The organism is Pseudomonas helleri (assembly GCF_045830615.1).
Classification (GTDB): Bacteria; Pseudomonadota; Gammaproteobacteria; order Pseudomonadales; family Pseudomonadaceae; genus Aquipseudomonas; species Aquipseudomonas helleri.
The window spans coordinates 4,231,441-4,257,237 of the sequence record NZ_CP174501.1; the positions used below are offsets into that span (position 1 = coordinate 4,231,441).

The 25,797-nt window shown below is 58.2% G+C and carries 22 protein-coding genes; 11 read left to right on the forward strand and 11 right to left on the reverse strand.

Going from position 1 to position 25,797, the window contains the following annotated elements; translation table 11 throughout:
- Positions 1 to 51: 51 nt before the first annotated feature.
- Positions 52 to 912 (forward strand): MurR/RpiR family transcriptional regulator, encoded by an 861-nt coding sequence (locus ACJJU9_RS19080; protein ID WP_173430580.1) that lies wholly within the window; start codon positions 52 to 54, stop codon positions 910 to 912.
- Between the two features lie 89 nt (positions 913 to 1,001).
- Here the strand turns inward: ACJJU9_RS19080 and ACJJU9_RS19085 are convergent, their stop codons facing one another.
- The 6 genes from ACJJU9_RS19085 to ACJJU9_RS19110 form a co-directional block, all read right to left on the reverse strand.
- The gene (locus ACJJU9_RS19085) at positions 1,002 to 1,865 is read right to left on the reverse strand and encodes a D-hexose-6-phosphate mutarotase (protein ID WP_048367934.1); all 864 of its coding nucleotides are present in this window, start codon (positions 1,863 to 1,865) and stop codon (positions 1,002 to 1,004) included.
- Between the two features lie 141 nt (positions 1,866 to 2,006).
- Complete coding sequence (locus ACJJU9_RS19090) at positions 2,007 to 3,356, reverse strand: carbohydrate porin (RefSeq protein WP_407729310.1); 1,350 nt, start codon at positions 3,354 to 3,356, stop codon at positions 2,007 to 2,009.
- 93 nt (positions 3,357 to 3,449) lie between these two features.
- Positions 3,450 to 4,613: an ABC transporter ATP-binding protein gene (locus tag ACJJU9_RS19095; protein ID WP_048367937.1), complete on the reverse strand. Its 1,164-nt coding sequence runs from the start codon at positions 4,611 to 4,613 to the stop codon at positions 3,450 to 3,452.
- Positions 4,614 to 4,615: 2 nt separating this feature from the next.
- Positions 4,616 to 5,461, reverse strand: a complete 846-nt coding sequence (locus tag ACJJU9_RS19100) for a carbohydrate ABC transporter permease (RefSeq protein WP_048367940.1) — start codon at positions 5,459 to 5,461, stop codon at positions 4,616 to 4,618.
- Positions 5,454 to 6,362 carry a carbohydrate ABC transporter permease gene (locus ACJJU9_RS19105; protein ID WP_407729311.1) on the reverse strand — a complete coding sequence of 303 codons (909 nt, stop codon included), beginning with the start codon at positions 6,360 to 6,362 and terminating at the stop codon, positions 5,454 to 5,456. The genes ACJJU9_RS19100 and ACJJU9_RS19105 overlap by 8 nt, the downstream gene beginning before the upstream one ends.
- 115 nt (positions 6,363 to 6,477) lie before the next feature.
- Positions 6,478 to 7,764 carry an ABC transporter substrate-binding protein gene (locus ACJJU9_RS19110; RefSeq protein ID WP_407729312.1) on the reverse strand — a complete coding sequence of 429 codons (1,287 nt, stop codon included), beginning with the start codon at positions 7,762 to 7,764 and terminating at the stop codon, positions 6,478 to 6,480.
- 350 nt (positions 7,765 to 8,114) lie between these two features.
- Between ACJJU9_RS19110 and ACJJU9_RS19115 the strand changes: the two genes are divergently transcribed.
- Positions 8,115 to 8,762: an AP2 domain-containing protein gene (locus ACJJU9_RS19115; RefSeq protein WP_048367945.1), complete on the forward strand. Its 648-nt coding sequence runs from the start codon at positions 8,115 to 8,117 to the stop codon at positions 8,760 to 8,762.
- Here the strand turns inward: ACJJU9_RS19115 and ACJJU9_RS19120 are convergent.
- From ACJJU9_RS19120 to edd, 4 genes are all read right to left on the reverse strand, one after another.
- Positions 8,731 to 10,191 (reverse strand): ATP-binding protein, encoded by a 1,461-nt coding sequence (locus tag ACJJU9_RS19120; protein WP_407729313.1) that lies wholly within the window; start codon positions 10,189 to 10,191, stop codon positions 8,731 to 8,733. The genes ACJJU9_RS19115 and ACJJU9_RS19120 overlap by 32 nt on opposite strands.
- Positions 10,181 to 10,912 carry a response regulator gene (locus ACJJU9_RS19125; RefSeq protein ID WP_407729314.1) on the reverse strand — a complete coding sequence of 244 codons (732 nt, stop codon included), beginning with the start codon at positions 10,910 to 10,912 and terminating at the stop codon, positions 10,181 to 10,183. Before ACJJU9_RS19125 ends, ACJJU9_RS19120 begins: the two co-directional genes overlap by 11 nt.
- Before the next feature lie 110 nt (positions 10,913 to 11,022).
- Positions 11,023 to 11,979 (reverse strand): glucokinase, encoded by a 957-nt coding sequence (locus ACJJU9_RS19130; RefSeq protein ID WP_407729315.1) that lies wholly within the window; start codon positions 11,977 to 11,979, stop codon positions 11,023 to 11,025.
- A complete protein-coding gene (edd, locus tag ACJJU9_RS19135) occupies positions 11,976 to 13,802 on the reverse strand; it encodes a phosphogluconate dehydratase (RefSeq protein WP_048367953.1) in 1,827 nt (608 codons plus the stop codon). The genes ACJJU9_RS19130 and edd overlap by 4 nt, the downstream gene beginning before the upstream one ends.
- Positions 13,803 to 14,009: 207 nt before the next feature.
- Between edd and gap the strand changes: the two genes are divergently transcribed.
- The 7 genes from gap to ACJJU9_RS19170 all read left to right on the forward strand — a co-directional run bounded on the left by gap (position 14,010) and on the right by ACJJU9_RS19170 (position 21,094).
- On the forward strand, positions 14,010 to 15,011 hold the full coding sequence (gene gap / locus ACJJU9_RS19140) for a type I glyceraldehyde-3-phosphate dehydrogenase (protein WP_153373727.1): 1,002 nt from the start codon (positions 14,010 to 14,012) through the stop codon (positions 15,009 to 15,011).
- A gap of 4 nt (positions 15,012 to 15,015) precedes the next feature.
- A complete protein-coding gene (locus ACJJU9_RS19145) occupies positions 15,016 to 15,480 on the forward strand; it encodes a methylglyoxal synthase (protein ID WP_048367957.1) in 465 nt (154 codons plus the stop codon).
- A gap of 162 nt (positions 15,481 to 15,642) precedes the next feature.
- Positions 15,643 to 16,161 carry an RNA polymerase sigma factor gene (locus ACJJU9_RS19150; RefSeq protein WP_048367959.1) on the forward strand — a complete coding sequence of 173 codons (519 nt, stop codon included), beginning with the start codon at positions 15,643 to 15,645 and terminating at the stop codon, positions 16,159 to 16,161.
- A gap of 50 nt (positions 16,162 to 16,211) precedes the next feature.
- Positions 16,212 to 17,180, forward strand: a complete 969-nt coding sequence (locus tag ACJJU9_RS19155) for a FecR domain-containing protein (RefSeq protein WP_048385447.1) — start codon at positions 16,212 to 16,214, stop codon at positions 17,178 to 17,180.
- A gap of 132 nt (positions 17,181 to 17,312) precedes the next feature.
- Complete coding sequence (locus tag ACJJU9_RS19160; RefSeq protein WP_407729316.1) at positions 17,313 to 19,910, forward strand: TonB-dependent receptor; 2,598 nt, start codon at positions 17,313 to 17,315, stop codon at positions 19,908 to 19,910.
- A gap of 112 nt (positions 19,911 to 20,022) precedes the next feature.
- The gene (locus ACJJU9_RS19165) at positions 20,023 to 20,631 is read left to right on the forward strand and encodes a biliverdin-producing heme oxygenase (RefSeq protein WP_407729317.1); all 609 of its coding nucleotides are present in this window, start codon (positions 20,023 to 20,025) and stop codon (positions 20,629 to 20,631) included.
- A gap of 58 nt (positions 20,632 to 20,689) precedes the next feature.
- Positions 20,690 to 21,094: a YbaN family protein gene (locus ACJJU9_RS19170; RefSeq protein ID WP_048368458.1), complete on the forward strand. Its 405-nt coding sequence runs from the start codon at positions 20,690 to 20,692 to the stop codon at positions 21,092 to 21,094.
- A 95-nt stretch (positions 21,095 to 21,189) separates the two neighbouring features.
- Here the strand turns inward: ACJJU9_RS19170 and arcD (ACJJU9_RS19175) are convergent, their stop codons facing one another.
- The gene (gene arcD / locus ACJJU9_RS19175; protein ID WP_048367966.1) at positions 21,190 to 22,617 is read right to left on the reverse strand and encodes an arginine-ornithine antiporter; all 1,428 of its coding nucleotides are present in this window, start codon (positions 22,615 to 22,617) and stop codon (positions 21,190 to 21,192) included.
- A 450-nt stretch (positions 22,618 to 23,067) separates the two neighbouring features.
- Between arcD (ACJJU9_RS19175) and arcD (ACJJU9_RS19180) the strand changes: the two genes are divergently transcribed.
- Both arcD (ACJJU9_RS19180) and arcA read left to right on the forward strand, forming a co-directional pair.
- Entirely contained in the window at positions 23,068 to 24,495 is a 1,428-nt protein-coding gene (gene arcD / locus ACJJU9_RS19180) for an arginine-ornithine antiporter (protein WP_048367967.1), read from the forward strand.
- A gap of 34 nt (positions 24,496 to 24,529) precedes the next feature.
- A complete protein-coding gene (gene arcA, locus ACJJU9_RS19185) occupies positions 24,530 to 25,786 on the forward strand; it encodes an arginine deiminase (RefSeq protein WP_048385453.1) in 1,257 nt (418 codons plus the stop codon).
- The last annotated feature ends 11 nt before the right edge of the window (positions 25,787 to 25,797 follow it).

Sequence of the window (25,797 nt, forward strand, 5' to 3'; positions counted from 1 at the left end):
GCTTTAGCACGGTTGATTGCATCGCCGACCCAAGGAACACAAATGGACCGCGTGCGAAATTTACTCGAACAGATCAAAGGCCGCCTCGAAGAGCTGAACAAGGCTGAGCGCAAGGTAGCTGAAATTATTCTCCAGAACCCGCAACAAGCGACCCGGTTCAGCATTGCTGCCCTGGCGCAGGCGGCGTCGGTCAGTGAGCCGACGGTCAATCGCTTCTGCCGCTCGTTTGGTGTCAGCGGTTATCCGGAATTAAAACTGCAACTGGCACAAAGCCTGGCCAGTGGCGCAGCTTACGTGAGTCGGGCGGTTGAGGCCGATGACAATCCGGCGGCGTACACGCAAAAGATTTTCGGCAGTGCGATTGCCTCGCTGGACAGCGCCTGCCAGGCCCTGGACCCGAACCTCATCAGCCGCGCCGTTGATTTGTTGATTCAGGCGCGCCAGATCCACTTTTTTGGGCTGGGTGCTTCGGCCCCGGTGGCGCTGGATGCGCAGCATAAGTTCTTCCGTTTCAACCTCGCGGTCACGGCCCATGCTGACGTGCTGATGCAACGCATGATCGCCTCGGTGGCCCACACCGGCGAGTTGTTCGTGATCATTTCGTACACCGGGCGTACCCGCGAGCTGGTTGAAGTGGCGCGCATTGCCCGCGCCAACGGGGCTTCGGTGCTGGGTCTGACGGCTGAGAACTCACCGCTGGCCAAAGCCAGTACCTTGAGCCTGAACATCCCGCTGCCCGAAGACACGGACATTTACATGCCCATGACCTCGCGCATCATCCAGCTCACGGTGCTGGACGTGCTGGCCACCGGCATGACCCTGCGCCGGGGCGTGGATTTCCAGCCGCATTTGCGCAAGATCAAAGAAAGCCTGAATGCCAGCCGTTATCCGGTGGGGGATGAGTTCAACTGATCACTATCTTGTAGGAGCGAGCTTGCCTCGCGATCTTTTAAAAGGTCAAAAGATCGCGAGGCGAGCTCGCTCCTACAGTTTTTGTGGGGTCAGGCGTTACACAGCCCTGCCCGCGCCTGCAGGCTCAGGTGCGCTTGTTCGCCGGGGGCCAGGCTTTGAGTCTGGGCGCCAGTGCTGGCGGATTCGACACAGACAAACCCCATCACTTCATTCCAGCTCACGCCCAGCAAGGGCCGCTTGCCCGGATGCCAGACCACGGTGTTGGCATGATCGCCGGTGTCGATGCTCAGGGCGCGCTGCCAAGCGTGGTCGTTTAGCTGCATTTCACCTTCGTGCTGGAACACGCGCTGGCATCCACCCACCACCCGCAGTTCGCCTTTTTGTTGGCAAGCCTCGCGATTGAGCTGGTCGTAACCGCGCACACCATCAAGGCCGGACAGCGCTACCTCAGCCACGTCTCCAATCCGCCAATAAGCCCGCAATGCCTGGCTGACCTGGCAGGGTTCGTCGTCCTGGTGCTCGGTGCTCAGGCGCAGTTCCATGCTTTCGCCCAGCCGGGCGTGCAGATCAACCTGCCAGTCGCACAACTGCAAACGCCAGTGCAGCGAAACACCCTCTTCATCGGTGCTGCTGTCCAGCAGTTTCCAGTCGATCAGCCGCGCCCAGCCATGGGACGGCCAGGCATTTTCGCTGGGATGGCGACCGTACCACGGCCAAAAGATCGGCACGCCACCACGGATCGCCCCCACTTGAGGCCATTTAGCCGCGCACCACAACCAGGGCTTTTGCCCGGTCGGCTTGAAGTGCAGCAACTGCGCACCTTGACGACTGAACACGGCCTGACAGTGCGGGTGGTCGATGACCAGTACGTCGCGCTGCTGAAAACGCTCCCACTGGAAAATCGGCTGCTCACGCTTTGATTTGAAAAAACGGTGAAGCGGATGCTCATGCATGTCCCACAGTCCTGAAAATCATGTCGTCCAACCCTTTGGAAACGGCCTCGTCTGCATCAAAGCGCCCTCCCCAAAAAAAACCGGATAGCACAGGCTATCCGGAAAATACGCATAACGAAAAGGAGCTTATCGCAACAACCGTTAGAAGACCGACTGAATTTTCAAACCGGCCACCAATGCGTTATCCACTTTGTCCACGCCACCGGGGTGGGTGATGTACTGCAAGTTGGGACGCACGGTCAGCCAATTGGTCACGTGGATACCGTAGTTGAGCTCGTAGTTGTACTCGGTGTCGCGCAGCGGCGAGTACGACAGGCTGTCGTAGTTGGTGACATCATTGGCGACGTTGGCCAGCTCAGCGTTTTTCTTCACTTGGTCGTTAACGTGGATGCGGGCAAAGCCAATGCCGATGTCATCTTTTGGACGCGCATCGAACGGGCCTTTGTACACGAACATCAACGACTGGTAGTTGTCGACGATGTTGGTGGCCTTGTCATGGAAGGTTGCGTTGGCGGCAACGTTCAGGCCGCGCGACGCATCACCGTTGTGGCTGGTGAGTTGTTGCTGCACAACCAGCCAGTAACCGTGCTTGCTGTCATGCATGCGATACGGTTGGCCAGTGGTAGCTGCGTCCTGGCCGTTGATGTCTTCACGCAGGTCAGGCGCTGGGGCCGAGCTTTTGTAGTAACCGACGCGGTATTCGCCCGGCAGGTTGTTGACCTTGGGCGACCAGACCAGCTCGACCGGCAAGACCGTACCTTTGGTGCCGCTGCCGTTGAGTTTGAAGCCGTTGCCATGCTCCAGTTGCGACGGGTTCTGGTTGTAGGCACCGATCTGCGCGTAGAACTCAGGCGTGATGTTGTATTTCACGCGCAGAGCCGCCTGGCTGACCGGCCAGTTGTACCAGATGTTGGTTGCCCAGTTACCCACCTGAGACCCGCAGAACGCCAGGTTCTGGAATTCGCACGGGAAGGTGTTGAAGTCTTCGCCTTCACCAAAGTAACCGGCTTTGACGTCGAGTTTGCCGTCGAGGAACTGATGCTGGATGTACAACTGGGTCAGTCGCACCATGTGCCCACGGCCGTAGACTTCTTGCGACGAACTCAAGGTGCCGGCACGCGGATCGCCGATACGGTCGTTGGAGATGTTCTCACCGTTACGGTTGGTGAGCTGGATCTTGGCCTGGGTGTTATCCCAGCCCCAGAGCTTTTGCAGGTCCAGCGCCACGCCCAGGCCAAACTGGTCGCTGTAACGCGCAGTTTTATTGTTGTTGTAGCCGCCATGCAGGTTGGCGCCTACTTCACCGACATAATCAGCCTTGATGTCGATGCCCTGTTCGATGAGCTTGGTCCGCTCGCCCCCCCAATCCCCGGTCATCCATTTTGAATCGGCACTGAACGCTTCGTCTGCCATCGCATTGGCAGACATAACCAGCACGGCGGCCGCTGACAGCTGGCAGAACAACCGGGTATTGCCGTGTTGCTTTTTCATCCCAAAATCCTCGTCTTTTGTTATTAACTGTTTTTATCTAACGCGGTTTACAACATCTTCAGCCAGAAACAACACGCGTCCTTGTGTGCAGCTTTAGCGTCCTTTGAATTGGGCGACGTTATCGCCCCTGCTGTCCTGGGCGGATAACGCAGCGCCAACCCCTAAACGCTCACCTGTCTGGGCATCAAACAGCAGTACCTTGGCCGGATCGAACTGCAAGTTCAGGCTCTCACCCACTTGCGGTGCGACATCAGGCGCGAGGCGGCAACACACCTTGACGTCATTGAGCTGGACGAACACCAGCGTGTCCGGCCCGGTGGGCTCGGTCACTTTGACTTCGGCGCGAAGCGTTGGCAGGCCATTGGCCTCGTGCGGTGCCAGCATGATCTGCTCGGGACGAATCCCCACGATGACATCCCGCTCTTCAAGCCCTGCGTCCTGCACCCCCAGCGGCAACTCACAACGTGCCTGCCCGCTGTCTAGCACGGCCATCAAGCGGCCGTCTTGACGCTTCAAGCGTAGACCAATGAAATTCATTGGCGGCGAACCGATGAAACTGGCGACGAACAGGTTGGCCGGGTCGTTGTAGATCTGCTTGGGGGTGCCGAACTGCTGAATGATGCCGTCCTTCATGACCGCGACCTTGTCGCCCAGGGTCATGGCTTCGATCTGGTCGTGGGTCACGTAGACGGTGGTGGTCTTCAGACGCTGGTGCATCAGTTTCATTTCAGTACGCATCTCGACCCGCAGCTTGGCGTCGAGGTTGGACAGCGGTTCGTCGAACAGGTAGATCTTGGGCCGACGTGCCAGCGCACGCCCCATCGCCACCCGCTGCTGCTGACCACCGGACAACTGGCCGGGCTTGCGATTGAGCAAGTGCTCGATCTGCAACAGCTTGGCGACCCGCGCGACTTCTTCGTCAATGGCCGACTGGGCCATCTTGCGGATCTTGAGGCCGAACTCGATGTTCTCGCGCACGCTCATGGTCGGGTACAGCGCGTAAGACTGGAACACCATGGCGATGTCGCGGTCCTTGGGGCTCATGCCGCTGACGTCCTGATCATCAATCATGATCGCGCCGCCAGTGATGTTCTCAAGGCCCGCGATGCAGTTCATCAGCGTCGACTTGCCGCAGCCCGAGGGCCCGACCAGGATCAAAAACTCGCCGTCCTTGATCGACAGTTCAATGTTCTTGAGGGTGTCTGGCAGGCCAGCACCATAGGTCTTGTTTACGTTACGAAGCTCGAGCGTTGCCATGATTACCCCTTGACCGCGCCGGCCGTCAGCCCGCGCACGAAATACTTGCCTGCGACCACATAGACCAGCAGGGTCGGCAGCCCGGCGATCATCGCCGCCGCCATGTCCACGTTGTATTCCTTGACCCCGGTGCTGGTGTTGACCAGGTTGTTCAGCGCCACGGTAATGGGCTGGGAATCACCGCTGGAAAACACCACACCGAACAGGAAGTCGTTCCAGATCTGGGTGAACTGCCAAATCAGGCAGACCATGATGATCGGGGTCGACATCGGCAGGATGATCCGCCGAAAGATCGTGAAGAAACCCGCGCCATCCAGACGTGCAGCCTTCACCAGTGCGTCGGGAATGCTGACGTAGTAGTTACGGAAAAACAGGGTGGTGAACGCCAGCCCGTACACGATGTGCACGATCACCAAGCCCGTGGTGGTGCTGGCCAGGCCCATCTTGCCGAGGGTGAACGAGGCTGGCAGCAGCACCGTTTGAAACGGCAGGAAGCAGCCAAACAGCAGCAAGCCGAAAAACAATTGCGAACCGCGAAAGCGCCACATCGACAGCACGTAGCCGTTCAACGCGCCGATGGCGGTCGAGGCCAGCACCGCCGGAACGGTGATCTTGATCGAGTTCCAGAAGTAACCGTCAACGGTGGCCCAGGCCTTGACCCAGCCAATGCCGGTAACCACGCTCGGCCAGCTCAGCAAGTTGCCGGTGCTGATGTCTTCCGGGGTTTTGAAACTGGTCAGCAGCATCACCACCAAAGGCACCAGGTACAGCAATACCGCGACAATCAGCACCGCGTAGATCGCGATGCGGCTCAGGCTTAATGAGCGTTTGCCGGTCAGACTAGTCATTTCGCTTGGCCCTCAGCTCGGAATACAGGTAAGGCACGATGATCGCGAGAATCGCCCCGAGCATCAGAATCGCACTGGCAGAGCCCATGCCCATCTGGCCGCGACTGAAGGTGAAGGAGTACATGAACATGGCCGGTAAATCTGACGAGTAGCCCGGGCCACCGGCAGTCATCGCCGCCACCAGGTCAAAACTCTTGATCGCGATGTGCGCGAGGATCATCACCGCACTGAAGAACACCGGACGCAGGCTGGGCAGCACCACTTTCCAGTAAATGCGCGGCAAGCTTGCGCCATCGATCTGGGCGGCACGGATGATCGATTGATCCACCCCGCGCAGGCCCGCGAGAAACATGGCCATGATAAAACCGGAGGCCTGCCAGACAGCGGCAATGACCAGGCAATACACCACGCGGTCAGGGTCGATCAGCCAGTCGAGGCGAAAGCCTTGCCAGCCCCAGTCACGCAGCAATTTGTCCAGACCCATGCCTGGGTTCAGCAGCCATTTCCAGGCGGTACCGGTGACGATCATCGACAGCGCCATCGGGTACAGATAAATCGTGCGGATAAACCCTTCGCGGCGAATGCGCTGGTCGAGAAACACGGCCAGGGTCACGCCGATCACCAGGGTGATGCCGATAAACATGCCGCCAAACACCACCAGGTTCTTGCTGGCGACCCACCAGCGGTCGTTGTCGTACAAACGCTGGTATTGCGCCAAGCCAGCCCACTTGTAGGTCGGCAGAAAGGTCGAGGTGGTGAACGACAGAACGAACGTCCACAGGATGTAGCCATAGAAGCCCACCAACACGATGATCATGCTCGGCGCCAGCACCAGTTTGGGTAGCCAGCGTTGCAACACATCGAAGGGCGAGACTTTCCTGAACGCAGCAACAGAACTCATGGTGGAAATCCGTGCGAGGAAAAAGTAGAGACTGCTCCGGGTAGGAGCGAGCTTGTCTCGCGATCTTTTAAAACCTCAAAAGATCGCGAGGCGAGCTCGCTCCTACAGGAGGGGGTTACTTGGCGGACTTGATCGCTGCGCCAAGTTTTTTGGCGGTGTCGGCCGGGTCGGCTTTAGGGTCGTTGATGTAATTGGTGATTACGTCAAAGAACGCCCCCTGCACGGCCAGCGTGGTCGCCATGTTGTGCGCCATGCTTGGCTGCAGGCCGCCGGACTTGGCATCTGCCAGGAAGTCCTTGGCCGAGGTCTGGGCACAGGCGTCAAAGCCGAGCTTTTCCATGTTGTTCAACATGTCGTTGCGAACCGGAATTGAGCCCTTGTTGATGCTGAAAACTTTCTGGAAGTCTTCACCCAGCGCCACCTTGGCAATGTCTTGTTGACCGGCCTTTGTGCCCTCGTCTTTCACCTTGAACACCGCCAGAGAGTCGATGTTGTAGGTGAAGGCTTTGTCAGTGCCCGGGAAGGCTACGCATTCATAGTCTTTGCCAGCGATTTTCTTGGCGGCGGTCCATTCACTCTTGGCCCAGTCGCCCATGATCTGCATGCCGGCCCTGCCGTTGATGACTTTGGCCGCTTCCAGGTTCCAGTCCTGGCCTTTGCCATCGGCGTCCATGTAGGTCGCGACTTTCTTCAGTTCGGTCAGCGCCTTGACCATTTGCGGGCCGGTTAGGGCATCGTTGTCGAGGTCAACCAGGGCTTTTTTGTAGCCATCGACGCCCATGACCGAGAGCACCACCGCTTCAAACACGGTGCTGTCCTGCCAAGGCTGGCCGCCGTGGGCAAGCGCAATAAAGCCCGCGGCCTTGAGCTTGTCACCGGCTGCGTAGAATTCTTCGAGGGTGGTCGGTGGTTTTTCGATACCGGCTTTTTTGAAGACTTCCGGGTTGATCCACAGCCAGTTCACGCGGTGGATATTCACCGGCACGGCCACGTAATCACCGTCGTACTTCACGGTGTCGGAGACTTTCTTGTCGAGCAGGCTGTCCCACTTTTCGTCTTTGGCGACCGTCTTCAACACGTCAGTGTCGAGCAGCCCGGTAGACGCCCACTCTTGAATGTCCGGCCCTTTGATCTGTGCCATACCCGGCGGGTTACCCGCCACAGCGCGGCTTTTCAGTACGGTCATCGCGGTGGCACCGCCACCCCCGGCGACAGCGCCGTCCTTCCAGGTGAAACCGTCTTTTTCAACTTGGGCCTTCAGCACATCGACAGCAGCTTTTTCGCCACCTGACGTCCACCAGTGCACCACTTCAACCGAACCTTTGGAGTCGGCGGCATAGCTGCTCAGAGGGAATAGTGTGGCGAGAGAGATAACGACGGCGAGGCGATTGAATGAATTCATGAGATGCCCTTTCTTGTTGTTATAGCTGTGCAAGTCTTTTGCTTGCGCTACGAATGAGTGTATCCACGCGCCACCCGCCTCAAGTAACGAAGAGACGTCTGTTTGTCACCGTCTGGTGACATTCAAAACGCGGCCACGGGGCTGTTTGAGATCTTTCAGTATGAGCAACGTCAGCCTTCTTGTAGGCCAGAACCGTTGAAATCCCCACGAGATACAGTTTTTTCCGCATTGCCTGTAGGACGCATCCCGAAGTCGTTTTCCCACGTTGTACCCGCAAATAACATCAGCGAGTCTGCTACTCATCGTCGTAGAAAAAGAACGGATGCCGACCCCCTCAGGAGATTTTAGCCATGACAGAACGTAACTTAACGTCCCGGAATCATTGCTTCATTTACCCCATCAAAGATCAGGAAGGTCGACCCTACGCCTGGAAAATCGATATTCAACGCGCGGGCAAAGTGCATGTGCATCACTTTGCTTTCGACCAATATGGCGGCGAGATTCCTGCCCTGGAGGCCGCCGAAAACTTGCGTAACCAACTGGTCCTGAAAATGCCGCAGTCTTTTACCTATGAAGACCGCCAGCGCTTGATGCCGCATAACACCAGCGGCCACCCCGGCGTGTACCGCGTGCAGTCCAATCAGATTGATTACTGGCGCGCCACCACGCGCATTCACGGCTACAACCTGAGCAAGAGTTTTCGCATTGACAAGTATGGCGATGACCAGGCCAAACAGCTGGCGCTTGAGGAGCGTGAACGGCAGTTAACCCTGTGCAGCGACCCCTACGATGTCGCCATGGAGAAGCTCCAGCATCACTTCAGCCAGACCAGCCGGCGCGTGCGCGAAAACCGTATCAAGGCGGCGATGCACAAGCCCCGTGAGCCAAAGCCCACCGCCCAGGAGGTCTCTGGCACGCAGATGGAACGCATACTGCCGATCAGCGCCGAGCAGGCCAGTCTGTCCATCAGTCGGCATTTCGCGGCAAGTACAAAGTGACCCGCAAGCCGCCCACGCGCAGGTTTTGCAAGCTCACTTCACCGCCATGGCTGTGGGCGATGCTGCGCGCAATCCCCAGCCCCAAGCCGTAGCCTTGCTGCTGCCCGGCCAGTCGAAAGTGTGGTTCAAACACCTGCTCAAGGCGCTGTTCGGGCACGCCCGGCCCCTCGTCGTCGACGGTCAGCACAAACGCTTGCTCGTTGTCGTCTATGCGCAAGTGCGCATTGGTGCCGTACTTAAGTGCGTTATCAATCAGGTTGCCCATGCAGCGGCGCAGGGCCAGGGGTTTGCCGTGATAAGGGCTGGTCGCTCGCCCCTGCAGCGTTACCCGACCATTACCCTGCGGCAGCACATAGGGTTCTATCAGACAGTCGAGCAAGGTGTTGACGTCCACCGACTCGATATTCTCGTGAATGTCGGTGTCTTTCACGCACTGCAGCGCACCTTTGACCAGCATTTCCAGCTCGTCCAGATCGCGGCCAAACTTGTATTGCAGTTGCTCGTCATCGAGCAGTTCTACGCGCAAGCGCAGCCGGGTGATGGGCGTGCGCAGGTCATGGGAGATGGCGCTGAATAACTGACCCCGCTCGGTCAGGTACCGGCTGATGCGCGCACGCATGGTGTTAAAGGCCCGCCCCACTTCAACCACTTCGCTGCCACCGCCCACTTCGACAGGCTGGACCTCGTCTTCGCCCAGTGACATGTCACGGGCCGCCCTCGCCAAACGCTTGAGCGGGCGGCTTTGCCAATGCACCAGCACGCCGATAAACAGCAGCAAAAAGATACTGCTCAGCACGATAAACCACAGTTGCAGCGCCGGCAGCCCTTCTTCCTCAAGGCTGGTGTAGGGCTGGGGAAGCAAAGAGGCGATGTACAGCCACTCGCCCTTAGCCATCTGGATTTGCGTCACCAGCACCGGCGGGTCAACCGGCTCCAGGGTCAGGGCAAAGTGCGCCCACGAACGCGGCAGTTCGTCGAGCTTCAGGCCCGCGTTGAAAATGCGTAAGTCCTGGGGGCTGACAAACTTCACCGACAAGTCGACATCCGGCCCCAGCGACTGGCGCAGCACTTGGTCCACGGCGTCCAGCACCGCCTGTTTGCGCTGGGTTGGCGGTAGCACCTGCATGTCCAGCGGCCGGTCATTGAGGCTGACGACAAAGCGCGTGCCGCCCATGCTGCGCATTTGATCCAGCACCAGCGGGCGATAGGCCAGCGGCAGGGAGCGCAAGTACGTCACTGTGGCGTTCATCGAGTGCGCCATGCTGCGGGCACTGTTGACCAGGCCTTCAAGCTGGGTGGTGCGCAATTGTGAGAGCCAGATGGCACTCGACAACGTCTGCGCAAGCAAGATGGCCAGCAACGTCAGCAGCAACATGCGGCCCAGCAGCGAACGGGGGAGATGCAGGCGGGATAAAAACTTAATGGCCATTTCCGACGGCGACCTCAGCTGCCAACTGGTAACCGCTGCCACGGATCGTGCGGATAAGCCGTGGCGGCTTCTCGGTGTCGCGCAGGCGCTGGCGCAAACGGCTGACCGCCATGTCGACAATGCGGTCCAGCGGCATCAGATCGCGGCCACGGGTGGCGTTGCCGATCATGTCGCGATCAAGGATCTGCTGCGGGTTGTCCAGAAACAGCTTGAGCAAGGCGAAATCCGCCCCTGACAAAATCACCTCTTCGCCATCGGTATGGAACAGCCGATGGGTCACGGTGTTGAGCCGCCACTCGTCAAAAGCCATGACTTCATGACCGGCGCTCGCACTGGAAAACTGCGCACGGCGCAACAAGGCCTTGATACGTGCTTGAAGCTCGCGGGGGCTGAAAGGCTTGCCCAGATAATCATCAGCGCCCAGTTCCAGGCCGATGACCCGGTCGGCTTCATCGGAACTGGCGGTGAGCATGATGATCGGAATTTGCGCAAAACGCGGGTGTTGGCGCACCCAGCGGCACAGGCTGAAACCGTCTTCGTCGGGCAGCATCACGTCCAGGATCAATAAATCGCTGGCCTGCTCATCAAGCGCCCGCCTGAAGCCCGCACCGTCGGCCACGGTGCGCACCTGAAAGCCGGCACGGGTGAGGTAGATATCAAGGAGCTCGCGAATTTCCTGGTCATCATCGACCAGCAAAATGGATTTGCCGGATGTGCTCACAGGCGCTGATCCTTATTGTTGTTATGGACGAAAGATCACTCGGTAGGAGCGAGCTTGCCTCGCGATCTTTTCAACGGTCAAAAGATCGCGAGACAAGCTCGCTCCTACAGTCAACCGAACGCTTGTTGCAGTGCCACGCCGGCGCCGATCAGGCCCGAGTACGGTGCGGTCACCAGCCAGACCGGGATGCCGTTGAGATAGTCGCTCATGCAGCCTTTGTCGGCAAAGCTTCGGGCAAAGCCGCTGGCCACAAAAATATCGGCAAAGCGCGGGATCACACCCCCAACAATGTACACCCCGCCACGCCCGCCGACTGTCAGAACGTTGTTGCCGGCCACACGGCCCAGCCAGCAACTAAAGTGCTCCAGCACCTGCAACGCCACCGGATCACCCGCCAACGCCGCCGCAGTGATCGCCCGGTCACTGTCCAGCACCGGTTCATGCCCGTCGACCGCACAGATCGCCCGATACACACGCGGCAAACCGCTGCCGCTCAAAATACTTTCGGCGCTGACGTGGCCGATTTCGTTGTAGATGTGCTGCCACAACTGCACTTCACGCGGGTTGCTCATGGGCAGGTCGACGTGGCCGCCCTCCCCCGGCAAGGCCAACCATTGCTCGTCGCCCAGGTTCAGCAACGTGCCTACGCCCAGCCCCGTTCCAGGCCCGATGACCACCGCCGGGCGCGCCGGATCGGCAATGCCGGGGCACACCTGGCGCACGTCTTCGGGTTGCAGGCGCGTCATGCCCAGGGCCATGGCGCTGAAGTCATTGATCAGCAGCAAGTGATCGACTTGCAAGGTTTCGCAAAACGCCGACCGGCTCAAGCGCCAATGGTTGTTGGTAAAGCGAAACTCGTCGCCGCTCACCGGCCCGGCCACCGACAGGCACACCGAACCCACCGCTCCGGGCGCCAGGTTCAACTCATTGAGGTAAACCTTGATTGCGTCTTCCGGGCAGGCGTAATCGGCCGTGGCCAACACGCTGACTGAACGCAACTGTTCGTCTTCCCAGAGGGCAAAACGGGCGTTGGTGCCACCAATATCACCGACGAGGGCGAGTTTCATTTCAGGGATTCCAGAGACGAGGTAAAGGTACTCGCGCCCTGCTCGGCCGAACTGAAGGCCTGACGCATAAACGCAAACAACTCGCGCCCGGTACCGACGGCATTGCTCAAGGTGCCGACAGCCGGGGTGCGTGCGGCGAATTCTGCCTCATCCACCAACAGTTGCAACGTGCCTTTTACACCATCGACGCGAATCAGGTCACCGTCCTGGACCCGCGCCAGCGCGCCGCCCACTTCCGCCTCGGGGCTGACGTGAATCGCCGCCGGGATTTTGCCCGACGCACCGGACATGCGTCCGTCAGTAATCAGCGCCACTTTGAAGCCGCGATCCTGCAGCACGCCCAGGAATGGCGTCATTTTGTGCAGCTCTGGCATGCCATTGGAGCGCGGGCCCTGAAAGCGCATCACGGCGACAAAGTCGCGTTCCAGTTCACCAGCCTTGAAGGCATCGGCCAGTTGTTGCTGGTCCTGGAATACCCGCGCCGGGGCTTCGACAATCTGATGTTCGGGCGCAACCGCCGACACCTTCATGACCCCGCGCCCCAAGTTGCCTTCCATCACCCGCAGGCCGCCCTCGGCCGAAAACGCACGGGCCACCGGGCGCAAGATGGTCTCGTCGAGGCTTTCGATCGGGCCATCACGCCAGACCAGTTGGCCATCCACGAGGAACGGTTCGCGGGTGTAGCGGCTCAAGCCGTAACCGGCCACGGTGTTGACGTTTTCGTGCAACAACCCGGCTTCGAGCAGTTCGCGAATCAGGAACGCCATGCCGCCCGCGGCCTGGAAGTGGTTGATGTCGGCTTTGCCGTTTGGATACACATGGGACAGGGTTGGCACCACCTCGGACAGGTCGGCCATGTCTTGCCAGGTCAACTGAATACCCGCTGCCATGGCAATCGCCGGCATGTGCAGGGTGTGGTTGGTGGAGCCGCCGGTGGCGTGCAAGGCGACGATGGAGTTGACCAGAGAGCGCTCGTCCACGATCTCGCCCAACGGGGTGAAATTACCGTTTTGCTGGGTCAGACGGGTGACTTGATGCGCCGCTTCGCGAGTCAGGGCATCGCGCAATGGCGTGTAAGGATTGACGAAAGAAGCACCCGGCAAATGCAGGCCCATCACTTCCATCAGCAACTGGTTGGTGTTGGCGGTGCCGTAAAAGGTGCAGGTGCCTGGGCTGTGATAGGACTTCATCTCGGATTCCAGCAGCTCTTCGCGGCTGGCTTTGCCTTCAGCGTAGCGCTGGCGTACGTCGGCTTTTTCTTTGTTGGAAATGCCCGACGGCATCGGCCCGCCCGGTACAAAGATGGTCGGCAGATGACCGAAGCGCAGCGCGCCCATCAGCAGGCCCGGCACGATTTTGTCGCAAATGCCCAGCATCAAAGCCGCGTCGAACATGTTGTGCGACAGCGCCACGGCGGTCGACAGCGCGATCACTTCACGGCTCAACAGGCTCAGCTCCATGCCGGCCTCGCCTTGGGTCACGCCGTCGCACATAGCCGGGGTGCCGCCCGCGAACTGGCCCACAGAGCCCATCTCACGCAGGGCTTGCTTGATTTGTTCCGGGAAGTGCTCGTATGGCTGATGCGCCGAGAGCATGTCGTTATATGACGAAACAATTGCCACGTTGGCAGCGTTCATCAGCTTGAGGGTGTTTTTGTCTTCTGTGCCACATCCGGCCACGCCATGGGCAAAGTTGGCACATTGCAGCTTGCCGCGTTGCGGTCCGTCACTGGCCGCATCACGAATAAGCGTCAGGTACGCCTCGCGGGTAGCTCGACTGCGGGCAATAAGACGCTCGGTGACTTCAAGAACGCGGGGATGCATGTGTTGAACTCCAGGCTAACGGATGTGGCGACCTGTGCGTGTCCTATGCTGACTGAGGCTCGCAGACGCGTGCTCAGTCGTTCGGACCCGTTGATTCAGGTCACTCGTTGTAGATAAAACAAAATATTGCCACTTAAATGGCTTGTTTTCTATTTTTATGAGAATAATCTTGTAATTCCAACAACAAATTGATGACAGGTGCTGTCCATGACATTACGAATCGCAATCAATGGTTTTGGCCGGATCGGCCGTAACGTCCTGCGAGCACTGTATACCCAAGGCTACCGACAGGACTTGCAGATCGTCGCCATTAACGACTTGGGCGACAGTTCGATCAACGCTCACCTGCTCAAGTACGACACCGTTCACGGCACGTTCGATGCCACTGTTGAGCATGATCAGGAAAGTCTGACGGTCAATGGTGACCGAATTGCGGTGACCGCCATTCGTAATCCGGCTGAACTGCCTTGGGCCGACCTGAAGGTTGATGTGGTGTTTGAGTGCACCGGTTTCTTCACCGAGCGCAGTAAAGCAGAGGCGCACATTACGGCCGGTGCGCGTAAGGTGATTATCTCGGCTCCGGGTAAAAATGCCGATGCGACGGTGGTCTATGGCGTTAACCACGACATTCTGCGCCAATCGCATCAAATCATTTCCAACGCGTCGTGCACCACCAACTGCCTGGCGCCTGTGGCGCAAATCCTCAACCGCGAGTTCGGCATTGCCAACGGCCTGATGACCACCATCCACGCCTACACCAATGACCAGAACCTCACCGACGTTTATCACACCGACCCGTACCGCGCGCGTTCGGCCACACAGAATATGATCCCGAGCAAAACCGGCGCCGCCGAAGCGGTGGGTCTGGTGTTGCCAGAGTTGGCCGGCAAGCTGACCGGCATGGCGGTACGCGTACCGGTGATCAACGTGTCGCTGGTCGACCTGACCGTTGAACTGACACGCGAAGTCACGGCTGAAGAAGTCAACGCAGTGTTTAAAGAAGCCAGCCAACATTCCAAGGTGCTGGGCTACAACAGCCTGCCGCTGGTTTCCAGCGACTTCAACCACAACCCGCTGTCGTCGATTTTTGACGCCAACCACACCAAGGTCAGCGGCAAGCTGCTCAAAGTGCTGGCGTGGTACGACAACGAGTGGGGCTTCTCCAACCGTATGCTCGACAACTGCCTGGCGCTGCACAACGCGGAGTGACGCGATGATCGGTATCAGCTTCACCACGGCCACCCTGGCGGCGCGCAAGCGCATCGCCCTGGTGGCGCATGATCACTGCAAAGGGTTTTTGCTGGACTGGGCCGAACGCCACAAGGCCGCGCTCAGCCAGCATGACTTGTGCGCAACGGGCACCACCGGCCTGTTATTGAGCAAGCGCCTGGGGTTGCCGATCGAAAGCATGATCAGCGGCCCGTTGGGCGGTGATCAACAGGTGGGGGCGCAGATCGCCGAGCAGAAAATCGACATGCTGGTGTTTTTCTGGGACCCGTTCGAGCCACAGCCCCACGACCCGGACATCAAGGCTCTGCTGCGCGTGGCGGCCGTGTGGAACATTCCGGTGGCGAGCAACGAATGCACCGCTGACTATTTGCTCAGCAGCCCCCTGATGAACCAGCCGCACGAACACCGCATTCCCGATTACGCGGCGTATTTGAAAGGCCGGGCATAAAATAACGCTCCTGCAGGACCGCATTTCCTGTAGGAGCGAGCTTGCCTCGCGATCTTTTGATCTAATACCACCCCGCTTAATTGGCGCTTACTCAAAACATCACTTGACCAAACACACAGATGATAAGCATTATCATTCGCTCAAAATCGGTCGGGTAGTGCTGTGAGTCAGTCCCAGTTCAATCAAGTCTTCCTTACTCAGCGGGTGACCTTGCTGCGCACGTTACAGCGGATGGTGAATAACCCCAGTACCGCCGAAGACTTGCTGCAAGAGACTTACCTGCGGGTTACCCGCGCCTTGAACGAGCGTTCGGTCGAGCACCTGGAACCGTTTGTCTACCAGACCGCGCGCAATCTGGCGCTCGATCACCTGCGCTCGCGGCGCATCCAGGCGCGCACAGTGGTTGAAGATGTTCCGATCGAGGTGCTTGAGGGCATTGCGTCTACCCACAGCACCCCGGAAGAAGCCCACCAAGCAGCGCAATTACTGGAGCGTTTGAGTGTGAGCCTGAGCCAGTTGAGCGCACGTCAGCAGCGGATTTTTATCCTCAGCCGGCTGCATGGCTGCAGTTATCAAGAGATCGCCGAAGAACTTGACGTGTCATTGAGTACCGTTCAAAAGGAACTCAAATTGATCATGGCAATCTGCATCGGGGTAGCCGACAGGCTGAATCGGCCTTAACCTTGCCCTTTAATGCCACGCGAACGCCCTGAAACTGCCAAGGAACCTCTGTGACGGACACTCACAAATCTGCTGCGCCCGACCCGGCGCACGAGGTGCTGCAAGACAGCGCCATGGATCAGGCACTGGATTGGCTGATCACCCTTGAGTGTGCGAGCGACGAACAGAAAATCGTGTTTGAGCAGTGGCTGAATGCCGACCCGGCGCACGCCAGGGCGTTTGCCAAGGCTAACGCCATCTGGAACGGGCAACCCGTGCTAGACGCTGCACAAACCCTGCAAACCCGGCGCAAGCCCAGCGTGCTGCGGCGTATCAGCCGGCATTGGAAGCACGTGGCTGCGGCGGCAGTGCTGGTACTGACAGTTGGTAGCTATACCAACGTGCCGCTACGCCTTCAGGCAGATCACCTGACCGTGGTGGGTGAACGCCAGCGCCTGCAACTCGAAGACGGCTCCAAAGTGCTGCTCAATACCAATTCGGCATTTTCCAGCAAAGTGGTGAATACCCAGGCCCGCGCCCGGTTGTTGCAGGGCGAAGCCTTTTTTGAAGTCCCGGCCAACCTTGAACTGCCCATGGTGCTGGATGCCGGCCCGGTACGCGTCAGCGTGCGTGACACCGCGTTTGCGGTGAGCTACTTCAATGGCGAAGCGCAAGTACGGGTACAGCGCGGTGATGTGGACTTGCGAGTGAACAGTGTCGGCACACAAATGCGCCTGTCGGCGGGCAACAGCGTCAGCATTGGCCCGAACGGTTTTGGCCGCCCCACTACCCTCAACCCCCAGACCGACCTTGCCTGGGTGCAAGGCCGATTGGTGTTTGAAAACTGCCCGATGAGCAAAGTGCTCGATGAAGTGCGCCGCTACTACCCCGGCTGGATCGTCAACAACAACGAAAAGCTCGCCAACGTGGCCGTCACCGGCAACTACCGGCTCGACCAGCCACTGGATATCGTGCGCTCGCTGGCCCACATCACCTCCAGCCGCCTCTCGGAATACCCGGCGCTGGTCATCCTCAATTAAAAAAATTCGATTAATCGACTCTTTTTTTACTCGATAGCCCAAGTTCATTCGTCTCGTTGTGATCAATGCAACTGATTCGCATTTTGAGTCAGCTTCGCAACTACAAGACTTGTCACCTCTGGAGCGCTATCAATGCCCACACGTTTCAACAGCCGGTCCACTTCCAACGCTCGCACTGGCGGCTTGCACCAGTGCACATTGTCGTTGTTGACCGTTGCCATGCTGATGGCTGGCGTACAGGCCGCACCGGCCCTGGCCGCAACCGATCCGCAGCCAGCCAGCCGCTCCGTGGGCAGTTATAAGTTTGCGATCGCTCAGCAGCCACTCGCCTCTGCGTTGAATGACTTCAGCAGCGTGACCGGCTGGCAGGTCGGCCTACCGGCAGAGCTGGCACAGGACGTGGCCTCGCCCGGCGTACGTGGCTCCCTGCCCCCGGAAAAAGCCCTGGAGCGCCTGCTCACCGGCACCAACCTGACGTACCGCAAGCTGAGCACTAATAACATCGTGCTGGAAAAACGCAGCGCGACCTCCGGCACCCTGGCCTTGCAGCAAGTCACCATCAGTGCCACGCGTAACGCACAAGATGTGAGCGCCGTCCCCAGCACCGTTACCGTTCATGACCGCCTGGACCTGGACCGCGAAAACGTTAACACCATCAAAGACCTGGTTCGTTATGAGCCGGGTGTTTCGGTAGGCGGCGCCGGTCAGCGCGGCGGCATCACCGGCTACAACATTCGCGGCATCGACGGCGACCGTATCCTCACCCAGATCGATGGCGTTGAGATCCCCGACTCGTTCTTCAACGGCCCTTACGCCCAGACTCAACGCAACTACGTTGACCCTGAAATCATCAAAAGCGTTGAAATCCTCCGTGGTCCGGCGTCCGTGCTGTATGGCAGCAACGCCATTGGCGGTGCCGTCAGCTACTTCACCTTGGACCCGGATGACATCATCAAGCCGGGCCAGGACGTTGGCGCCCGCCTCAAAACCGGTTACAGCTCGGCTGATCGCAGCTGGCTCAAGTCGGGCACCGTGGCCGGTCGCTCGGGTGACTTCGACGGTTTGCTGCACTTTAGCCAGCGCGATGGCCATGACACTGAATCGTACGGCGACCGTGGCGGCAACGGCCTGGCCCGTACCGCGGCCAACCCGGAAGACGTGAGAACCACCAGCGTGCTGGCCAAGGCAGGCTGGAACTACAACGATGACGACCGACTGGCCTTCACCTACGAGAAGTACAAAAGCCACGACGACGTCAATGTGAAGAGCGCCGTCGGCGGGCCGTTCAACAACGGCCAGGCACTGGGCATGTACCGCTCGCGTACCGGCACCGATACGGTGAGCCGTGAACGCTTCGGCCTGGTCAACACCATGACGGTCGACAGCCTGGTTGCTGATCACATCAAGACCAGCCTGAACTACCAAATTGCCAAAACCGACGAGGCCACACTGGAAGATTATTTCCCGTTCACACGTCACGTCATGCGTACGCGCGATACCAACTACCAAGAGAAACAGTGGGTACTCGACGCACAGGCAGACAAGGCCTTCAGCATCGGTGAAACCGATCATTTGCTGACCTACGGCGCCACCCTGAAAAACCAGAAAGTCACTAGCTCGCGCAGCGGCTCGGCTACTTGCCTGGCGGTGGGCAGAGGCTGCACAGCCGTCGGCGCTGATAGCCCGCTAGATTACCTGGTCAAGTCCAGCGACTTCCCTAACCCGACCATCAACACCTACAGCCTGTTCGCCCAGGACCAGATCAGCTGGAACGACTGGACGTTCTCGCCGAGCTTGCGTTACGACTACACGCGCCTGACGCCGCACCTTACCCAGGAATTCCTCAATACCATTCCTGTGGATGAACGAAACAACGTCCCGGACGACAAGAAAATCTGGCACCGCGTGTCGCCAAAATTCGGCCTGACCTACGCCCTGACCGAGCAATACACCTGGTACGGCCAGTACGCGGAAGGTTTCCGTACGCCGACGGCCAAAGCGCTATACGGCACCTTCGAGAACCTGGCAGCCGGTTACAAAGTGGCGGCCAACCCGAACCTGGAACCGGAAAAAAGCAAAAGCTTCGAAACCGGCCTGCGTGGCAAGTTTGATGCGGGTTCGTTCGATGTAGCGGTGTTCTACAACAAATACCGCGACTTCATTAACGAAGACGCCATCACCCCCGGCTACAACGAGACCACGTTCCAGAGCAACAACATCAAACACGCCACCATCAAGGGTGCCGAGGTTAAGGGTCAATTGAACCTGGATGCGTTCGGTGCGCCGAAAGGCCTGTACACACGCGGTTCGGTGGCGTATGCCCACGGCAAAAACGACGACAACGGCGAGCCGATCAACAGCGTCAACCCACTCAAAGCCGTTATGGGCCTGGGCTACGACCAGGAAACCTACGGCGCTCTGGTCAGTTGGACGCTGGTCAAGCGTAAGGACCAGGTGGATAACACCAGCTTCTTTGCCCCGGACGGCACCAGCAAGCAATTCAAGTCGCCAGGCTATGGCGTAGTGGACCTCACCGGCTTCTACAAAGTCACCAAGGACGTCACCGTCAACGCAGGCCTGTACAACCTGACCGACAAGAAATACTGGAACTGGGATGACGTGCGCGGCTACGACAGCGTGGGTGAAGCCGGTGTGCTCAACCCTGCCAACATGGATCGCCTGACCGCTCCAGGTCGCAACTTCTCGGTCAATCTGGTGTGGGACATCTGATAGACACATCCACTGCGTAGTCTTTTCAGGCTACGCAGTGAGGAATTTTTACTGTGATGCGTCTTCTTGATCGTCTAGTTACAAAGCGCATCTCATTCTCAAGGATATTTGCATGACCACTCCTGATACCGCACAGCGTCCAGCCTTGCGTTCTCAACGCCTGAACCAGATCACCAACGAGCCGCATCAAAAGCTCGATGCGCTGGTAAAAGCTCACAAGCCTTTTGACACCCGCGAAAACTTCGCCCGTTTTGTTGTGGCTCAATACCTGTTCCAATCCGAGCTGCAAGCGCTGTACACCGACGCGGCCTTGAAAGAGATCGTGCCGGACCTGCCAGAGCGTTGCCGTGCAGAACAAGCCAAGGCTGACCTGGCTGACCTGAACACCCAGGTGCCAGCTCCAGTCGCTGGTGCAGTCAATGCTCCGAGCAAAGCTGAAGCCTTGGGCTGGATCTTTGTGTCGGAAGGCTCCAAGCTTGGCGCTGCGTTTTTGATCAAGCGTGCTGTGGCACTGGACCTGAGCGAAACTTTCGGTGCGCGCCACTTGGGCGAACCGGCCGGTGGTCGTGCTGAAGGCTGGAAGAGCTTCGTTAAAACCCTCGACGGCCTGGAACTGAGCGCCGAAGAAGAAGCTGACCTGGACAAAGGTGCAGTCGCAGCGTTTGAACGTTTTACCGTATTGCTGGAACATGCTTACGCTGCTGAGCCAGAACTGGCCTAAGCAGGATCTGCTCGGTCAGCGAGCGCTGACCGAGTATCTTTTTCTGCGCCTTGAGCCTATGACACACCCAACTCAATCCTCATCCAAAATCGCCCGCTTCCTGTTTGGCGTGCTGGCGTACGTCAGCTTGGGCATTGGCCTGATCGCCATCGTGATCCCAGGCTTACCCACCACCGAATTTATTTTGCTCGCTGCCTGGGCTGCGACCAAAAGCTCCCCTCGCCTGAGTGCCTGGCTCGAAAACCACCGTTTGTTTGGCCCGATTTTGTTCAATTGGCGCAACGGCAAAATCATCCAGCGCAAAGCCAAAGTCAGCGCCACCATCAGCATGCTGCTGTGTGCCGGGTTGATGCTTTACGTGCTTGATCACGACTGGCCGGTGTTCCTGGCCATTGCCGGCATGAGCATGGGCAACCTGTGGATCTGGTCCCGCCCGGAACGCTTGCCGCTGGCGAGCGAGTAACTGAACCACACAACTGTAGGAGCGAGCTTGCCTCGCGATCTTTTGATTTTTTAAAAGATCGCGAGGCAAGCTCGCTCCTACAGTTTTATTGGGGGTTAGAGCGTTAACGCCCCGCTGTACAGCCCATACGCCGCGCCCAGCGCGGTAATCACGACTGCTGCAAATATCAGCGGCTCTATGCCCTTGAACAACGCCTGCCCTTGCTCACGCTTGGCCTTGGCAAACAGAAATATCCCCGGCGCATAGAGCAACGCGGACAACAGCAAGTATTTGGGCCCCGCCGCATACAGCAACCACATCGCGTAGATCAATGCGATGGCACCTATCAGCAGGTCCTTGACCCGGCTACGACTGGCCTTGGCGTAGGTTTCACCGCGCACGCACAACAACACCGAATACGCCGCCGACCAGAAGTACGGCACCAGAATCATTGATGAGGCGAGGTAGATTAGGGTGGTGTAGGTGCCCGATGACACAAGCGTGATGACCAGAAACAGCTGAATCATGATATTGGTCAGCCACAGGGCGTTGACCGGCACATGGTTGGCGTTTTCCTTTTTCAGGAACGCCGGCATGGTTTTATCCCGAGACGTCGCGTACAAAATCTCGGCGCACAACAACGCCCATGACAGCAGCGCTCCGAGCAATGAAACCGCCAGGCCTATGCTGATCAGAATCGCCCCCCAATCCCCCACCACATGCTTGAGCACCCCGGCCATCGACGGGTTTTGCAGTTGCGCCAGTTCAGGCTGAGTCATGATGCCCATCGACAGCACGTTCACCAGCACCAGCAACGCCAGCACGCCGAGAAACCCGATCACGGTGGCCTTGCCCACATCGGAACGCTTTTCGGCGCGCCCCGAGTAAACACTGGCGCCTTCGATACCGATAAACACAAACACGGTGACCAGCATCATGTTGCGCACCTGGTCCATCACGCTACCGACGCTGGGCATTTCTGAGCCCCACAGGTCACGGGTAAAGATGTCGGCTTTAAACGCCACGGCGGCCAGCACGATAAACATCACGATCGGTACGATTTTCGCGACGGTGGTCAGTTGGTTGATAAACGCGGCCTCTTTGATGCCGCGCATCACCAAAAAATGCACGCCCCACAGCAACAGCGATGCGCAGCCGATGGCAATGGGCGTATTGCCTTGGCCAAACGCGGGAACGAAAAAACCCAAGGTGCTGAACAGCAACACGAAGTAACCCACGTTGCCCATCCAGGCACTGATCCAGTAGCCCCAGGCAGACGAAAAGCCCATGTAGTCGCCAAATCCGGCCTTGGCGTAGGCGTACACCCCCGAATCCAGCTCAGGCTTGCGATTGGCCAGGGTCTGGAACACAAAAGCCAGCGCCAGCATGCCCACCGCCGTGATTGCCCAACCAATCAACACCGCAGCGCCAGCGGCTCGTTCGGCAATATTTTGTGGCAATGAAAAAATACCGCCACCAATCATCGACCCGACCACTAACGCAATCAAGGCATTGAGCCGAAGCTTCTGGGTCTGTTGAGACATCGCTACCTCTTAGTTATGGTGTTTATTAATGCTGCTTATCCATCGAGAGACGTTTACTGAGTAAATAAATTTTTGTCCAAAACGTTTAATAAAGTTGCGCTATAAGCCTCATTTTTTTAACAGCAAGATTTTCTATTAAAGACCAAAAAGTGGCGCAGATGCAGATGACGTTTTCATTTCATAGGCCGTTAAATGAAACATCCTGCTCACATTTGCAAATTCTCAAATAGTGTCTAGCTTCATTCCCCACGACGAATCAATTAAAGCCGCTGTATTACCTGAAAGCCCTCTGGAGCCGGGTTTCCAGCGCGCGTCATAAAAATGCGCAATAGCGACCTTCTCGCTCTTCTGACAATGGAATGTAGTCATGACCTGACCTAAGTCAACAGGGTAAGCAAACATCGCAATAACCTCTTAGACATCACTTCACATGGATTGGAGTCACTCTAAATGTCTGACACTCCTGGAAAACTTCGACTAGGTGCATTGGTTGCTCTGGTAGTCGGCTCAATGATTGGCGGCGGGATCTTTTCGCTGCCACAAAACATGGCGGCAAGTGCTGATGTCGGGGCGATTTTAATCGGCTGGGCGATCACCGCCGTGGGCATGCTGACCCTCGCCTTTGTGTTCCAGACCCTGGCCAATCGAAAACCCGACCTGGACGGCGGCGTGTACGCCTACGCCAAGGCCGGGTTTGGCGATTACATGGGTTTCTCGTCGGCCTGGGGGTACTGGATCAGTGCCTGGCTGGGCAACGTGGGTTACTTCGTGCTGCTGTTCAGCACACTCGGTTACTTCTTCCCGATCTTCGGTGAAGGCAACACGGTCGCCGCCATCGTCGGCGCGTCAATCCTGCTCTGGGCCGTACACTTTCTGGTCTTGCGCGGCATCAAGGAAGCAGCGTTCATCAACCTGGTGACCACCGTCGCCAAGGTCGTGCCGCTGATTCTGTTCATTCTGATTGCACTGTTCGCCTTCAAACTGGACATCTTCACCAGTGACATCTGGGGCCTGAAAAACCCGTCGCTGGGCAGCGTGATGGACCAGGTGCGCAACATGATGCTGGTCACCGTGTGGGTGTTCATCGGTATCGAAGGCGCGAGCATCTTCTCGTCCCGTGCCGAAAAACGCTCAGACGTCGGTCGCGCCACCGTGATCGGTTTTATCACCGTGCTGCTCTTGCTGGTGCTGGTGAACGTGCTGTCGCTGGGCATCATGACTCAGCCAGAACTGGCAAAACTGCAAAACCCTTCGATGGCGGCCGTGCTTGAACACGTGGTCGGCCACTGGGGTGCGGTGCTGATCAGCGTCGGCTTGATCGTGTCCTTGCTGGGAGCCCTGCTGTCGTGGGTGCTGCTGTGTGCAGAGATCATGTTCTCGGCCGCCAAAGACCACACCATGCCGGCGTTCCTGAAGAAGGAAAACGCCAACCATGTACCGGTCAACGCCCTGTGGCTGACCAACGTGATGGTGCAGATCTTCCTGATCATCACCCTGTTCTCGGAAAGCACCTACCTGTCGCTGATCTATCTGGCGACCTCGATGATCCTCGTGCCTTACCTCTGGTCGGCGGCCTACGGCCTGCTGCTGGCGGTGCGCGGCGAGACTTACGAGAACGCCCTGGCTGAACGCAAAAAAGACCTGATCATCGGTTCTGTCGCGCTGATCTACGCGATCTGGCTGATCTATGCCGGTGGCCTGAAATACCTGCTGCTCTCGGCCCTGCTGTATGCACCTGGCGCCATCTTGTTTGCCAAGGCCAAGCGCGAAAGCGGCCAACAAGTGTTTACCAACATCGAGAAAGTGATTTTTGCCGCAGTGATTATCGGTGCCCTGGTGGCAGCGTATGGCCTCTACGACGGCTTTCTAACCCTGTAATACCCTGTTTTATGTACTTTGGAGGATGACTGTAATGACCACGGAAAAAGTGAAGTACGGCGTGCATTCCGAAGCCGGCAAGCTGCATAAGGTTATGGTTTGTTCCCCAGGCCTGGCTCACCAGCGTCTGACCCCGAGCAACTGCGACGAGTTGTTGTTTGATGACGTGCTCTGGGTCAACCAGGCCAAGCGTGACCACTTCGATTTCGTCACCAAAATGCGCGATCGCGGGATTGATGTGCTGGAGATGCACAACCTGCTGACCGATATTGTTGCCATTCCAGAAGCGCTGGACTGGATCCTTGACCACAAGGTCACGCCAAATCAAGTGGGCGTGGGCCTGGTCAATGAAGTCAAAGCCTGGCTCAAGAGCCTTGAGCCGCGCCACATTGCCGAGTACCTGATTGGCGGTGTCTCTGCTGACGACCTGCCTAATAGCTTCGGTGGCAAAACCATCCAGATGTTCCGTGATTTCCTGGGCCACACCAGCTTTATCCTGCCGCCCCTGCCGAACACTCAGTTCACCCGTGACACCACCTGCTGGATCTACGGTGGCGTAACGCTGAACCCGATGTACTGGCCTGCCCGTCGCCAGGAAACCCTGCTGACCACGGCAATTTACAAGTTCCACCCTGAGTTCACCCAAGCTGAATTCAAGGTCTGGTACGGCGACCCGACCGTTGACCACGGCAATGCCAGCCTCGAAGGCGGCGACGTGATGCCAATCGGCAAGGGCGTGGTGCTGATCGGCATGGGCGAGCGCTCGTCACGCCAGGCCATCGGCCAACTGGCACAGAACCTGTTCAAGAACAAAGCAGTTGAGCGTGTGATTGTTGCCGGGCTGCCCAAGTCTCGGGCGGCGATGCACCTGGACACCGTGTTCAGCTTCTGCGATCACGACCTGGTGACCATCTTCCCGGAGGTGGTCAATCAGATTGTCGCCTTCTCCCTGTACCCGGATGAAAGCAAAGCCGGTGGCATTGACGTTCGCCGTGAAGAAGCCAGCTTCCTCGATGTGGTGGCCAAGGCCTTGGGCCTGAAAGCCCTGCGCGTTGTCGAAACCGGCGGTAACAGCTTCGCCGCCGAACGCGAGCAGTGGGATGACGGCAACAACGTCGTGGCTCTGGAGCCGGGCGTGGTCATCGGCTACGACCGCAACACGTACACCAACACCCTGCTGCGCAAAGCCGGTGTCGAAGTGATCACCATCAGCGCCTCTGAACTGGGACGCGGCCGTGGCGGCGGTCACTGCATGACCTGCCCGATCGTACGCGACCCTATCGATTACTAAGTCACCCATTG

Coding starts and splice junctions, on each gene's coding strand:
- ACJJU9_RS19160 (WP_407729316.1), top strand. CDS start 17,313: ATGCCCACACGTTTCAACAGCCGGTCCACTTCCAACGCTCGCACTGGC.
- ACJJU9_RS19105 (WP_407729311.1), bottom strand. CDS start 6,362: ATGAGTTCTGTTGCTGCGTTCAGGAAAGTCTCGCCCTTCGATGTGTTG.
- edd (WP_048367953.1), bottom strand. CDS start 13,802: ATGCATCCCCGCGTTCTTGAAGTCACCGAGCGTCTTATTGCCCGCAGT.
- ACJJU9_RS19115 (WP_048367945.1), top strand. CDS start 8,115: ATGACAGAACGTAACTTAACGTCCCGGAATCATTGCTTCATTTACCCC.
- gap (WP_153373727.1), top strand. CDS start 14,010: ATGACATTACGAATCGCAATCAATGGTTTTGGCCGGATCGGCCGTAAC.
- ACJJU9_RS19110 (WP_407729312.1), bottom strand. CDS start 7,764: ATGAATTCATTCAATCGCCTCGCCGTCGTTATCTCTCTCGCCACACTA.
- ACJJU9_RS19085 (WP_048367934.1), bottom strand. CDS start 1,865: ATGCATGAGCATCCGCTTCACCGTTTTTTCAAATCAAAGCGTGAGCAG.
- arcA (WP_048385453.1), top strand. CDS start 24,530: ATGACCACGGAAAAAGTGAAGTACGGCGTGCATTCCGAAGCCGGCAAG.
- arcD (WP_048367967.1), top strand. CDS start 23,068: ATGTCTGACACTCCTGGAAAACTTCGACTAGGTGCATTGGTTGCTCTG.
- arcD (WP_048367966.1), bottom strand. CDS start 22,617: ATGTCTCAACAGACCCAGAAGCTTCGGCTCAATGCCTTGATTGCGTTA.
- ACJJU9_RS19100 (WP_048367940.1), bottom strand. CDS start 5,461: ATGACTAGTCTGACCGGCAAACGCTCATTAAGCCTGAGCCGCATCGCG.
- ACJJU9_RS19130 (WP_407729315.1), bottom strand. CDS start 11,979: ATGAAACTCGCCCTCGTCGGTGATATTGGTGGCACCAACGCCCGTTTT.
- ACJJU9_RS19165 (WP_407729317.1), top strand. CDS start 20,023: ATGACCACTCCTGATACCGCACAGCGTCCAGCCTTGCGTTCTCAACGC.
- ACJJU9_RS19145 (WP_048367957.1), top strand. CDS start 15,016: ATGATCGGTATCAGCTTCACCACGGCCACCCTGGCGGCGCGCAAGCGC.
- ACJJU9_RS19090 (WP_407729310.1), bottom strand. CDS start 3,356: ATGAAAAAGCAACACGGCAATACCCGGTTGTTCTGCCAGCTGTCAGCG.
- ACJJU9_RS19095 (WP_048367937.1), bottom strand. CDS start 4,613: ATGGCAACGCTCGAGCTTCGTAACGTAAACAAGACCTATGGTGCTGGC.
- ACJJU9_RS19120 (WP_407729313.1), bottom strand. CDS start 10,191: ATGGCCATTAAGTTTTTATCCCGCCTGCATCTCCCCCGTTCGCTGCTG.
- ACJJU9_RS19170 (WP_048368458.1), top strand. CDS start 20,690: ATGACACACCCAACTCAATCCTCATCCAAAATCGCCCGCTTCCTGTTT.